Annotated in this window: 8 protein-coding genes; all 8 read left to right on the plus strand. The window is 63.4% G+C overall.

Translation table 11 applies throughout. The features are described 5' to 3' along the window. Positions 1 to 1,557 carry a RagB/SusD family nutrient uptake outer membrane protein gene (locus E4021_RS15495; RefSeq protein WP_136460292.1) on the plus strand — a complete coding sequence of 519 codons (1,557 nt, stop codon included), beginning with the start codon at positions 1 to 3 and terminating at the stop codon, positions 1,555 to 1,557. A gap of 10 nt (positions 1,558 to 1,567) precedes the next feature. Beyond that, positions 1,568 to 5,137: a VCBS repeat-containing protein gene (locus E4021_RS15500; RefSeq protein ID WP_136460293.1), complete on the plus strand. Its 3,570-nt coding sequence runs from the start codon at positions 1,568 to 1,570 to the stop codon at positions 5,135 to 5,137. After that, positions 5,134 to 6,648: an arabinan endo-1,5-alpha-L-arabinosidase gene (locus E4021_RS15505; protein WP_136460294.1), complete on the plus strand. Its 1,515-nt coding sequence runs from the start codon at positions 5,134 to 5,136 to the stop codon at positions 6,646 to 6,648. The genes E4021_RS15500 and E4021_RS15505 overlap by 4 nt, the downstream gene beginning before the upstream one ends. A 42-nt stretch (positions 6,649 to 6,690) precedes the next feature. Further along, complete coding sequence (locus tag E4021_RS15510; protein WP_136460295.1) at positions 6,691 to 8,247, plus strand: alpha-N-arabinofuranosidase; 1,557 nt, start codon at positions 6,691 to 6,693, stop codon at positions 8,245 to 8,247. Positions 8,248 to 8,259: 12 nt separating this feature from the next. Continuing rightward, positions 8,260 to 9,240: a glycoside hydrolase family 43 protein gene (locus E4021_RS15515; RefSeq protein WP_136460296.1), complete on the plus strand. Its 981-nt coding sequence runs from the start codon at positions 8,260 to 8,262 to the stop codon at positions 9,238 to 9,240. A 1-nt stretch (position 9,241) separates the two neighbouring features. Next, complete coding sequence (locus E4021_RS15520; RefSeq protein ID WP_136460297.1) at positions 9,242 to 10,252, plus strand: arabinan endo-1,5-alpha-L-arabinosidase; 1,011 nt, start codon at positions 9,242 to 9,244, stop codon at positions 10,250 to 10,252. Positions 10,253 to 10,371: 119 nt separating this feature from the next. Next, positions 10,372 to 12,363, plus strand: a complete 1,992-nt coding sequence (locus tag E4021_RS15525; protein ID WP_136460298.1) for an alpha-L-arabinofuranosidase C-terminal domain-containing protein — start codon at positions 10,372 to 10,374, stop codon at positions 12,361 to 12,363. A 7-nt stretch (positions 12,364 to 12,370) separates the two neighbouring features. Beyond that, on the plus strand, positions 12,371 to 14,077 hold the full coding sequence (locus tag E4021_RS15530) for a ribulokinase (protein WP_136460299.1): 1,707 nt from the start codon (positions 12,371 to 12,373) through the stop codon (positions 14,075 to 14,077). Positions 14,078 to 14,090 lie beyond the last annotated feature (13 nt).

Raw genomic sequence — 14,090 nt, forward strand, 5'->3', positions numbered from 1 at the left:
ATGCAATTCAGAAACATCACCCTCGGGGCACTTGCGGCTCTCCTGCTTTTCGCCACGGCCTGTACCGACGAGCTGAACATCGCCGACCCCAACCGCCTGTCTACCGGGCAGTACTACGAAAACCAGAGCCAGGCCGTGGCCGCGGTGGACGCCATCTACAATACCCTGATCATCGACGGGATGTACCAGCGCATGACGCCCATCTACCACGACGGGCGCGGCGATGAGATCAGCAGCCGCAGTCCCTGGCCCTTCCTCACCGGACTGAGCGCCTTCACCGTGCCCGGCACCGATGGGGCCCTGGAGATTTTCTGGGCCGGACACTACATCATGATCTCCCGCGCCAACCAGGCCCTGGAAAACATCCCCCAGATCGAGGACGTCGACGCCCAACTGCGCGAGCGGCTGCTGGGACAGGCCTACTTCCTGCGCGGACTGGCCTACTTCAACCTGACCAACGCCCTGAACAACGTGCCCCTGGTACTCACCACCCCCAATGGCGTGGAGTCTTTCTACCCCAGCAACGAGGACGTAACCCAGGAAATGGTCTATGCCCAGGTGAAGTCTGACCTCGAGAACGCCATCAACCGCCTGCCCGTCAACTACGATGCCGTCGGCGGCCCGGACCAGGGACAGGAAGGTCGGGCCACCAAGGGAGCGGCCCAGGCCCTGCTCGGCAAGGTTCACCTCTACGAAGGGGATTACACAGCCGCCACCCCCTTGTTTGCCGCGGTGGTGAACTCCGGGGAATACGCCTTGGCGCCCCGCTACGCCGACCTGTTCTCCCAGGACCCCGGCATCGAAAACGCCAACCCCGGCAAGATCTTCTGGGCCGACTTTACCACCAGCACCAGCTCCGAATTCAACTGGGGGGGCGACCCCAACGTCAACTGGCGGCAGTTTCTGGCCCTGACCCCCACCTACTCCGTGGGCGACTTCTTCGACTTCTACCCCACCCGCTTCCTCTACGACGAAATGAGGAAGGAACGGACGGTGGACGGCAAGCTTGACCCCCGCTACCACGCCACCCTGCTGTCCTACGAACCCGCGGAAGGTTACACCACCGCCTACGGCGTCGACTGGTTTGAGCGCGGCTACGGTGAAAACGACTACTTCATTAAGAAATACACCAACGCCGCCAACGGTACGGATGCCTTTTCCGCCGGCTTCGACTACCACATCATCCGCTACGCCGACGTGCTGCTCATGTACGCCGAATCCCTGGCCCAGACGGGCGACATCGCTGCGGCGGCCGGGTACGTGCAGCAGGTCCGGGACCGGGCCAACCTGCCCGACCGGGAGGCGGAATTCGCCGCTTACTCACTGGAAGAATTCATGGAGCAGCTCGAGCACGAACGGATCATGGAACTGGCCATCGAGGGCGTGCGCTTCTACGACCTGAAGCGGTGGGGTCACCTGCAGGGGGCCGAACTGGAGGAACTGCGGTCCCACGATTTCGAGTTCGCCACCTTCACGCCCGGTGAAGACGAGTTCCTCCCCATTCCTCAGACCGAGATCGACCGCAACCCCAACCTGGTCGGCAACTCCGCCAACTAAACCCCTACTTGTGCGCCACTCCGTCCGGCCGGTCCTGATATCGTTTCACCTCCTGGGAATCCTCTCCCTGGGGTGGATCACGGGGTGCCAACCGGGACGGGCCGAGACGGGAGCGGCCGCCGACCCCCTCTTCGAATTGCTGGACCCTGCCCGTACGGGCATCGGATTCACGAATACGGTAACCCCCACTGACAGCATGAACCTCCTCACCTACGAATACCTCTACAACGGGGGCGGCGTTGGTGTCGGTGATTTCAACCGCGACGGGCGGCCCGATCTGGTGTTCACCGGCAATGCGGTGGGGAGCCGCCTGTACCTGAACGGGGGCGATTTCCGCTTCACCGACGTAACGGATGTGTCGGGTTTTACCACTGCTGGGCGCTGGTGTACGGGAGTGACTATAGTGGATATTAACGGCGACGGATACGACGATATTTACGTGAGCGTAGGCGGGCCCGGAAACCAAAGCACGTACCCCAACCTGCTTTTCGTCAACCGGGGGAATGCCACATTCCGGGAGGCGGCGGCGGAGTACGGACTGGACCACCCCGGCGAATCCAATCACGCCGTATTCTTCGACTACGACCGCGACGGCGACCTCGACCTGTACCTGCTCAACGGTGGCGGCTTCGAGCGTTCGGCGGTGACGATCAAGCCCATCCTTACCGACGGATCGGCGCGCAATACCGATGTCCTGTACGAAAACACCTTCGACGAGCGCCTCGGCCACCCCATCTTTACGGATGTGTCCGCGCGGGCCGGGATTACCATCGAGGGTTTCGGGCTCGGCGTGGCCATTCTGGACGCCAACCGCGACGACTGGCCCGACATCTACGTATCCAACGATTACCTCTCCAAAGACCTGCTTTACGTGAACCAGCACGACGGCACTTTCCGGGAGGAAGCCGACCGCTATTTCGGGCACACGAGCTTCTTCTCTATGGGCAACCGGGTGGGCGACATTAATAACGACGGCTACTTTGACCTCCTCACCCTGGACATGCTCCCGGAGGATCACTTCCGCCGGATGACCATGTTCGGCCCCAACCAGCCCAGCCGCTTCGAGCGAGCGGTAAGCCTGGGCTACGGCTACCAGTACATGCGGAATATGCTGCAACTGGGGTCGGCCGCGGGGCGCTACCAGGAGATCGGGCAGCTGGCGGGCATCGACCGCACCGACTGGAGCTGGTGCCCCCTGCTCGCCGACCTGGACAACGACGGACTGGAAGACCTCTACATCACCAACGGCTACGGGAAGAACATCACGGACCTTGATTTCGTGAAGTTCCGGCAGGAGGCCGTCGACCCCTTTTCCCGCCCGCAGGACGTACAGCAAGAGCTCTACCGCAGCCTGGAAGAACTGCCGGCCATCGTCCTGCCCAATTACGCCTACCACAATCGCGGCGAGGCAACCTTCACCGCCGTGACCGACAGCTGGGGCCTGTCAAAACCCTCCATCTCCAACGGCGCCGTATACGTAGATTTGGACCAGGACGGTGACCTCGAAATCGTCACCAACAACCTGAACGAACCAGCCTTCGTATACCGCAACCACGTGCGGGAAAAACGCCGCGAGACCACCCACTACCTGCAGGTGCAGCTGCGGGGCATCCCCTCAAACGAACCGGGCATCGGCGCACGGGTCATCGCTTACCACGGCCCACATACCCAGCACCGGCTGCAGCAGCCGGCCGGGGGCTACCAGAGCTCCGTCACCTCCGTACTGCACTTTGGCATCGGAACGGATTCCCTGATCGACAGCCTGCGGGTGGTGTGGCCCGACGGACGGGAAAGTGTCTTGCAGGCGATTAAAACGGACCAGGTAGTGACCGTAGCGTACGCATCCGCAACCGCGGCCGTTTCCGGACCCGCGAAGAAATCCCCGTCGCTACTGCTGCGGTCGGCCGCCACACTACCCTACGCCCACCACGAGGCCATCACTCCCAGCGATTTTGCCGTGCAGCCCCTGCTGCCCCACGCCTTCACCCACCAGGGCCCGGGCGTGTCCGTGGGCGACGTTAACGGCGACGGACTGGAAGACCTGTTCTTTAGCGGGGCCTACGGTAGCGACGCCAGCATCCTCCTGCAAGGTCGGGACGGATCGTTCACCCATCGCCCGCTGGCGAGCGAGAAATACGAAGACCTGGGTGGCCTGCTGCTGGACGTGGACAACGACCAGGACCTCGACCTGTACGTCAGCAGCGGCGGCTCGGAACGGCACCCGGCCAGTCCCTACTACCAGGACCGGCTATACCATAACGACGGCCACGGCACCTTCTCCCTGGCCGAAGACGCCCTCCCGGCCATGCTCAGCAGCACCGCCGCGGTGACCGCCGGCGACTTTGACCGAGACGGGGCGCTGGACCTTTTCGTGGGGGGGCGCGTGGTCCCCGGACAGTACCCCGCTACTCCCCGCAGCTACCTGCTCCGCAACACGGGCAGCGGCTTCGAGGACGTGACCGCCCGAATCTGCCCGGCCCTTCAGCAAGTGGGCATGGTCACCTCCGCCCTCTGGACCGACTACAACGACGACCACCTGCCCGACCTCCTGGTGGTCGGCGAAATGATGAACATCCGCCTGTTCGAGAACAACGGAAAGAAGCTGATTGAAGTTAGTGACCCGGTAGGGCTTTCCCATTCCTCCGGAATGTGGAACAGCCTTACTGCGGGTGACTTCGACGACGACGGGGATACCGACTACGTGGTCGGCAACCTGGGTGAGAACACCCCGCATACGCCTACTCCGGGCCACCCCCTGCAACTCCACTACGGAGACTTCGACGGCAACGGCACTACCGACCCCATCCTCTCGATGTACGAGGAAGGGCAGTACTACCCGGCCGCCCCCTTCGACCAACTGGCGGCCCAGCTGCCCCGGATCAAAAAGGACATCCTATACTATCACCGCTACGCCCGGGCCACGACCACGGAGATTCTCGGTCTGCTGGATACCGTGGGCATGCATACCCTAACCTGCGAAATGCAGGAGAGCGTGCTGCTGGAAAACCGCGGTAAAAAAGGCTTCGTGGTGCGCCCCCTGCCCCGCGCCGCCCAGTACGGGCCCGTTCTCGGCGTGGTTGCGGAAGACCTCGACGGCGATGGCTACCTGGATCTCCTGCTGGTCGGCAGCGACTACCACCGCGAGGTCATCGGCGGGAAAATGGACGCCTCCACGGGCACGGTACTGCTGAATGACGGCCGCCTCAACTTTCAGTCCGTATCGGCCGACCGTTCCGGATTTTCCACCACCGGCGATACCCGGGCGGCGGTACGCGTCTCGCGCGGTGGTGGCGACGACCTGGTGGTGGTCACCCGCAATGGAGAAGCCCCGGAAAGTTTCCTACTGGCGGGCACGGGGCGGGGCCTACGAGCCGCCTTCCGATCCGAAGAGGCATCCGCCCACCTGCAATTCACCGACGGCCGGACGAGGAAACTGGAGCCCAATCGCGGCGGGGGATACCTCAGTCAGGGCACCGCCACAATCAATATCCCCGTCGGGGCACGGTACCTCACCTTTTACGACGTGGTGGGGCGCACCACCCGGACCATCACGTTCACCCCCACGGAAGAAAACCTATGAGCCTGACCACGTACGCTCCCACCCTGACGGCCTGCTGCTTTGCATGGCTCCTTGCGCTGGCCGCCCCCGGATGCGCCAAGGAGGAACCCGCCGCGTTGATCGACCCGCCGGTCACGACTCCGGTCGACACGACTACCCTGTCGGACGGACCCGTGGATTTTTCAGCCTTTTCTGATACCTACGCTGACGTGGCTTCGGCGGACCAGACGAGCCAGTGGGCGCACTACAACGTGCACGATCCCAGCTACCTGGTCGACGGCGATTTCACCTACAGCTTCAATACCGACGTGGCCTTCGGGCACGAGATCCGGCCAGGCATTCAGATACGCCGCAGCCTGAATCTGGTGGAATGGGAATTCCTGGGCTGGGCCTTCCCGGGCCTGCCTACACAGGGCGCCAATTTCATCCGCCGCAACGGCGGCGAACCCTTCGGCTCCCTCTGGGCCCCGTACAGCATGAAGGTGGGGAACGAATACCGCCTGTACTACTCACTTTCCTCGGCCGTCCCCCGACTGAGCGTCATCGGGCTGGCCACCGCCACCTCCCCGCGCGGGCCCTACCGGGAAACCGGACTGGTGGTGACTTCGCTGGACGACGGAACCGTACAGACCAACGCCATCGACCCGACGGTGGTCGTGGATCCCTCCTCCGGGGCCCACTGGATGTACTACGGCTCGGCCTGGGACGGCATCTACCGCCTCGAACTGGACCCGGCCACGGGCCTGGCGCGCTACAACAACGACAAGGGCGAGCGCGTGGCGCAGCGGGGGTTCACGGGCAACACCATCAACGGAAACATCGAAGGGCCGGAAATAATTTACCACCCGGAATTTGATAAGTACTACCTCTTCATCGCCTACGACTGGCTGCAAACCAAGTACAACGTGCGCGTCGGACGGGCGGACCGTCCCGAAGGACCCTTCTACGACATCGCCGGCCGCAATATGAACGAGCCCATCGACGACCTGCCGATGATTCTGGCGCCCTACCGTTTTAAGAGCCATAGTGGCTGGCAGGGCGTGTCACATCCCGGCGTCTTCGCCCGCGACGGCGCCTTCTACATGGGCCACCAGGGCCGGCCGGGTGTCAACTCCTACTTCATGGTGATGCACGTACGCCAGCTGTTCTGGACCGAGGACGGCTGGCCGCTGGTGAGCAGCCAGCGCTTCGCCACCGAGACGGAAACCCCGGTGGAAGCCGCGGAACTGGCCGGCGACTGGGAACTGATCGTCTTCGACTACCGCGTAGTGCCCGGCTACGCCGAGGAACAGGTTGCCGCCGATTTCAATGATGCACGGGACATCCAACTGGGTGCCGACGGAACCGTGAGCGGGGCCGTCACGGGCAGCTGGACCTACGAGGCGCCGTGGCTGAACCTCGACTACGAGAACGGCCGCGCCCGCGTGCGCGTGGAACGCGGTCGCGACTGGGAAAATGAAGTAGCCACAACCATCCTTTTCACCGGCCTGAACGAAAATCATACCACCCTCTGGGGAAAGAAGATTCCCTAGCTTAGGTCCCCTGTACCATTACCAAGATCCAAATCCGATATCATGCAATCAATCCTTTACGCTACCCTGCTCACCCTCCTGCTGGGCGGATCCCTCGGGGCCCAACCAGTCGCCATGCGCGCCGCGCCCCAGGAGGATGCCCCGACGATCAGTCGCCACATCTACGGCCACTTTGCCGAGCACCTGGGCCGCAACATTTACGGAGGCTTCTACGTCGGTGAGGACAGCCCTATCCCGAACACCAAGGGGGTGCGCAACGACATCATCGAAGCTCTCCGCGAACTGAAGATCCCCAACCTGCGCTGGCCGGGCGGCTGCTTCGCCGACACCTACCACTGGAAGGACGGCATCGGCCCCAAGGCGGACCGCCCCTCCATCCTTAACGTCTGGTGGGGCAACGTGAAGGAAGACAACAGCTTTGGCACCCACGAATTCCTGAACATGTGCGAACTGCTCAATACCGAGCCCTACCTCTCCGCCAACGTCGGCAGCGGCACCCCCCAGGAATTCGCCGACTGGATCAAGTATACCAACCACCCGGCCGGCACCAGCCCGATGCCGAACCTGCGGGCGGAGAACGGCCGCGAGGAACCCTGGTCGGTCAAGTACTGGGGCATCGGCAACGAAGCCTGGGGCTGCGGCGGCAACATGCGCCCGGAATACTACGCCGACCTCTACCGCCGCTTCGCCACCTACGCCAGCGACTGGAACAACTCGGACGGCATCTACAAGATTGCTTCGGGGGCCAGTAGCAGCGACTACAAGTGGACGGAGGTGCTCATGCAGAACATCCCCAAGAATCTGATCGACGCCATCGCCTTGCACCACTACTCGGTCATCGATTGGGGCAATAAGGGCCCCGCGAAGGACTTTACCGAGGAGCACTACTTCGCCATCATGCGCGAAGCCCTGCGGATGGACGAACTTGTGACCAAGCACGTGGCCATCATGGACGAGCACGACCCGGAAAAAAAGGTCGACCTCTTCGTCGATGAATGGGGCGGATGGTACGACGTGGAGCCCGGAACCAATCCCGGCTTCCTCTTCCAGCAGAATACCATGCGCGACGCCATGGTCGCCGGCGCCACCCTTAATATCTTCAACAACCACGCCGACCGCGTCAAGATGGCCAACCTGGCCCAGGCTGTGAACGTGCTGCAGGCCGTCATCCTGACCGACGAGGAGAAGATGCTCCTCACCCCCACCTACCACGTGATGAAGATGTACAACGCGCACCACGACGCTACCCTCATCCCCCTGGAATTTGACTCCCCCAGCTACACCTTTGAAGGGGAAGAACTGCCGGCGATCTCCGCTTCGGCTTCCCGCGATTCGCTCGGCGAGGTACACATCTCTCTGGTGAATATCGACAGCCGCAAGGCCCACACCATCCAGCTCGACGTGTCGGCCCTCGACCTGAGCAAGTTGAGCGGTGAGATTCTCACCTCCGCCGCCCTGCAGGACCACAACAGCTTCGAGGACCCCGAAAAAGTGCAGCCCGCTGCCTTCACCGGAGCCCGCCTCGACCAAGGCACCATTACCCTGGAGGTACCGCCCTTCTCTGTCGTCGTACTGTCGGCCGGCCAGCAAGCCCGTTAACCCCGCCCGTCCATGAACCGTCTCGTCCTGCTTCCCCTCCTGATCCTCGCGTGCTGTCCTCCGCTGCGTGCCCAGGCCCCCGCGTCCGGTGGGGAAGCACCCGCCATCAACAACCCCGTGATCCGCGACAAATACACCGCCGACCCCGCCGCGCTGGTGTACCGCGATACGGTATTCCTTTATGCCGGTCACGATGAGGCGCCGCTCGACTTCCACTTTTACAAGATGAACGAGTGGCTGGTGTACTCCTCCACCGACCTGGTGAACTGGCAAGAGCACCCCGTCCCGCTACGGGTCAGCGACTTCGCCTGGGCCAAGGCCGACGCCTGGGCCGCCCAGGTAGCGGAGCGCGACGGCAGGTTCTACTTCTACGTCACGGTGGAGCACGCCACGGTGCCCGGCAAGGCCATCGGGGTGGCCGTCGCCGATCACCCCACGGGTCCTTTCCGCGACGCGATCGGCCGGGCGCTCATCACCAACGACATGACCAAAGCCACCGACATCAGCTGGGACGATATAGACCCAACCGTCTATACCGACAACGACGGGCAGGCCTACCTCTTCTGGGGCAATACGGCCTGCTACTACGCCCCCCTGAAGGAGAATATGGTGGAACTCGCCGGGGATATCCAAGTGGTGGAGGGCCTGGAAGGCTTCACGGAGGCCCCCTGGATCCATAAGCGCGGCGACTGGTACTACCTCTCCTACGCCCAGCACTTCCCCGAGAAGACCGCCTACGCCATGTCGCGCTCCATCCACGGCCCCTGGCAGTACCGCGGCATCCTGAACGAGATTGCCGGCAACTCTAACACAAACCACCAGTCAATCATCGAGTACCGCGGGGTACCCTACTTCATCTACCACACCGGCGCCATCTCGCCCCACGGGGGCAGTTTTCGTCGTTCGGTGAGCATTGACCGGCTGTACTACCGCCCCGACAGCACGCTGCAACGGGTAATTATGACCTCCGAAGGCATCCAAAAACAACCCTGACATGCTTGGGTCACTACACCGCTTTTTACTGGGCGCCGGATTCGGTCTGGCGTTACTTTCTGGCGCGGCCGCGGGTGCCCAGGGCGTCGGCGAAATCCGTGTCCACGACCCGGTGGTCATCCGGGAAGCCGGTACCTACCACCTGTTCTCGACGGGTCGTGGTATCGCCCACTTCACCTCGCCGGACCTGGAGGAATGGACGGAGGTCGCCCCGGTCTTTCCCGAAAAGCCCGACTGGGCCGACGGCGTGGTGGCCGACTTCGGCAACCACATCTGGGCGCCTGACGTGGTGCGGCACGACGGGCGGTACTACCTCTACTACTCCGTTTCCGCCTTTGGTAAAAATACCTCCGCCATCGGGGTGGCTACGAGCACTACCCTGGATCCTAACGCACCGGATTACGGCTGGACGGACCACGGCATCGTGATCCGCTCCTACCCCAACCGCGACCTATGGAACGCCATCGACCCCAACCTGATCTTCGACGAAGGGGGGGTGCCGTGGCTTTCGTTCGGCTCCTTCTGGAACGGACTGAAGCTGACGCGCCTGGACTCCTCCCTGACCCGGCTGTCTACGGAAGAGGAGTGGCACACCCTGGCCCGCCGGGAGCGGAGTTTCGAGCTCGCGGACGAGAACCCCGGCGATGCGGCACTGGAAGCGCCCTTCCTCTTCCGTAAGGGCGACTGGTACTACCTGTTCCTTTCCTGGGACCTCTGCTGCCGCGGTGTCGAAAGCACCTACAAGGTGGTGGTGGGCCGGTCGGCCCGCATGGAAGGCCCCTACTTCGACCGCGACGGGAAGAACCTTTTCCACGGCGGCGGCAGCCTGGTGCTCAAGGGCAACGAGAACTGGTACGGGGCCGGGCACTGCAGTGTCTACGACTTCGACGGTACGGACTACCTGTTCTTCCACGCCTACGACGCCGCCGACAACGGGCGGCCGAAGCTGGGCGTCCGAACCATAAACTGGACCGCCGACGGCTGGCCTACCGTGGAACCCCTGGACCGATGATGCGCCTCCACCCGCCCGGCACCCTGGGAACCGAACACGGCACCCGCGGCCGCGCCCAAAAGAAACACTCCGGATTCGCCCCGGCGAACCCGACTACAAGAACCGTAAACCACACCTTTATGAAACCGATCTTCACCGCCCTCTCCCTGCTGCTCCTGCTGAGCGGGTGCAGTCCGAAAGTCCTGCACGGGCAAACCGCCGCCCGCACCCTGGAGCTGGACGCCGGCACCTCGCGGGCCCCAATACAGCCGACGATGTACGGCATATTCTTTGAGGACATCAACTTCGCCGCCGACGGGGGGCTATACGCCGAAATGGTGAAGAACCGGAGCTTCGAATTCACCCTGCCCAAGACCGGCTGGCTGGAACCGAATACCGACCCCTTCTCCCTGAATGCCCGCTCCGGCAAAAGCGACATCATCAAGACGGCCCGGGACCAAGCGAACGTGAACTTCCTGCGCGTGACCGTGAAGGGACCCGACTACGTGCTGCTGAACGAAGGATTCCGCGGCATGGGCGTGAAGGCCGGCGCCGACTACGACCTGACCTTCGACGCCGCCGTGGGCGCGGGGGATATTCGCCAGGCTACCTTTGCCCTGATCGATACCGCGGGCAACGTACTCGGCCAGACCACCGTGGACCTGGCGGGCGCCGAGCGGAAGGAATACGCGGGCACCATCCGGTCGCGGGCCACGGCCGCCAAGGCCCGCCTGCGCGTCACCTTCACGGGGACCGGCGTGGTCGACCTGGACATGGTATCGCTCTTCCCGCGCGACACCTGGAAGGGGCGCAAGAAAGGCCTGCGCAAGGACCTCGTGCAACTGCTCGACGACATGGACCCCGGCTTCCTGCGCTTCCCCGGTGGCTGCATCGTGGAGGGGCGTACCCTGGCCCGGCGCTACCAGTGGAAGAAAACGGTGGGCCCGGTAGCCGACCGGGAGTACCTGGTGAACCGCTGGAACACGGAATTTGACCACCGCCCCACCCCGGATTACTACCAGAGTTTTGGACTGGGCTTCTTCGAATACTTCCAACTGGCCGAGGACATGGGTGCCGAGCCCCTGCCCATCCTGAGCTGCGGCATGGCCTGCCAGTTCAACACCGGAGAACTCGTGCCCATGGACGAGCTGGACCCCTACGTGCAGGACGCCCTGGACCTCATCGAATTTGCCAATGGCGACGTGACCACCCCCTGGGGCAAGGTGCGCCGCGACATGGGCCACCCGGAACCCTTCAACCTGAAGTACATCGGCGTGGGCAACGAACAGTGGGGCGAGGAATACATCGAGCGGTACAAGGTATTCAACGAGGCGATCAGCGCGGCGTACCCCGACATCGTGATCGTTTCCGGCAGCGGTCCCTTCCCCGACGGGGAATTCTTTGAGTACGGCATGCAACAGCTCACCGATCTTGGCGCCGAACTCGTGGACGAGCACTACTACCGGTCACCGGAGTGGTTCCGGGAAAACGCCACGCGCTACGACGACTACCCCCGCGACGGGCCCAAGATCTTCGCCGGGGAGTACGCCGCCCAGAGCGTGGCCATCGCCAGTCCGGACAACAAGAACAACTGGAACACGGCCCTCTCGGAGGCGGCCTACATGACCGGCATGGAACGCAACGCCGACCTGGTCGTGATGACCTCTTACGCCCCCCTCATGGCCCACGCCGAAGCCTGGCAGTGGACGCCCGACATGATCTGGTTCGACAACCTGGAATCCTACGGCACGGCGAACTACTACGTGCAGAAAATGTACGCCAACCACGCTGGCACCGACCTGCTGAGCGTCACCGAAGGGGGCGAGCCCCTGACCGGCCGGGAGGACCTCTACGCCTCGGCCGTAAAGGATACCGAACGGAAAGAACTCTACCTGAAGGTGGCCAACACCGGGAGGGAGCCGCAGCGGCTGTCCGTCGACCTGAAGGGTGCCCGGGCGGGAGCCTCGGTGCGCGTACTTACCATGGCTTCGGACGACCTGGAAGCCGTAAATTCATTCTCTGCTCCGACCCGGTTGAGCCCGGTGGAAAGCACCGTAAGCCTGCAGGGGAACACCCTCGACGTAACGGTACCATCGCACGCCTTCGTGGTGTATACATTCACCCTCCAATAAGTCACGCATGACCCAAGAAAAGAACTACGTGATCGGCCTCGACTACGGCTCCGACTCCGTGCGGGCAGTACTGATTGATGCGGCCAACGGGACGGAGATTGCCTCCGAAGTGTACTGGTACCCCCGCTGGAAAGCGGGCAAGTACTGCGCACCCGCCGCGAATCAGTTTCGGCAACACCCGCTGGACCACCTGGAAGGACTGGAGCATACCATCCGGGGCGTCGTTGCCGCCGGCGGCGTACCCCCCGAGCGGGTGCGGGGCATATGCGTGGACACCACCGGCAGCTCCCCGGTACCCGTTACGCGAAGCGGGACGCCCCTGTGCTTCGAGCCGGGAATGGAAGAGAACCCCAACGCCATGATGGTCCTTTGGAAGGACCATACCGCCATCGCGGAAGCCGAGGAGATTAACGAGCTGGCCCGCAGCTGGGGGGGTGAAGACTTCACCCGCTACGAAGGGGGCATCTACTCTTCCGAATGGTTCTGGGCCAAGATCCTGCACGTGGTCCGGGAGGACGAAGCCGTGCGCGAACACGCCTACTCCTGGGTGGAGCACTGCGACTTGATGACTCACCTCCTGACCGGCCAGACGGACATCCACGACCTCAAGCGGAGCCGCTGCGCCGCCGGGCACAAGGCCATGTGGCACGAGGACTGGGACGGGCTGCCGCCGGAAGCCTTCCTGGGCCGGCTGCACCCCTATCTCGCCCAACTGCGCGGCCGCCTCTACCGGGAAACGTACACGTCGGACGTAGTAGCCGGCCACTTGAGCGAGCAATGGGCACGAAAACTCGGCCTCACCACGGCCACCGTAGTGGCGGTAGGCACCTTCGACGCCCACGCCGGTGCCATCGGGGCAGGCATCACGGAAAACTGCCTGGTGCGGGTGATGGGCACCTCCACCTGCGACATGATGGTGGCCTCGCGGGAGGTGATCGGCGAACACGCCGTGCGGGGCATCTGCGGGCAGGTCGACGGATCCATTATACCCGGCATGGTCGGGTTGGAAGCCGGTCAATCGGCCTTCGGCGACGTACTGGCGTGGTTCAAGTCGGTGCTCCTGTGGCCCACCAAGGAACTGCTCGCTGGCAGCCGCCTCCTCACCGAGGAACAGAAGCGGCAGCTGATGGAGGAGATGGACACGGAATTGATCGGAGTCCTCAGCGAGCGGGCGCGGGACATTCCCCTTTCGGACAACCTTCCCACGGCCCTCGACTGGGTGAACGGTCGGCGCACGCCGGATGCCGACCAGTCGCTCAAGAGCGCCATCACCAACATTTCCCTGGGCACGGGAGCTCCCGAACTGTTTAAGGCGCTGGTGCACGCCATTTGCTTCGGCTCCCGCAAGATCGTGGAGCGCTTTGAAGCGGAGGGGGTGCGGATCGACCGCGTCATCGGCATCGGGGGCGTGGCGCGCAAGTCGCCCTACATCATGCAGACGCTGGCCGATGTACTCGACCGGCCCATCATTGTGGCCACCTCCGATTACGCCCCCGCCCTGGGGGCAGCCATTTACGCCGCGGTGGCGGCCGGACTCTACCCCGACATTCTCACCACCAGCCGGCAACTCGCGAGCAGCTACGAGGCAGAGTACCAGCCCGATCCGGAAGCGGTGCGGCAACTCCTCCCCCTGCTGCGCCGGTACGAGGCCCTCGGCCAATTCGTGGAAGAACAGACCGCCTCGACTATCAAGGAGCAATCCCTGGCCGATTAGCAGCCACCCCAGA

Source organism: Neolewinella litorea, from assembly GCF_004803465.1.
In the GTDB taxonomy this organism is placed as follows: Bacteria; Bacteroidota; Bacteroidia; order Chitinophagales; family Saprospiraceae; genus Neolewinella; species Neolewinella litorea.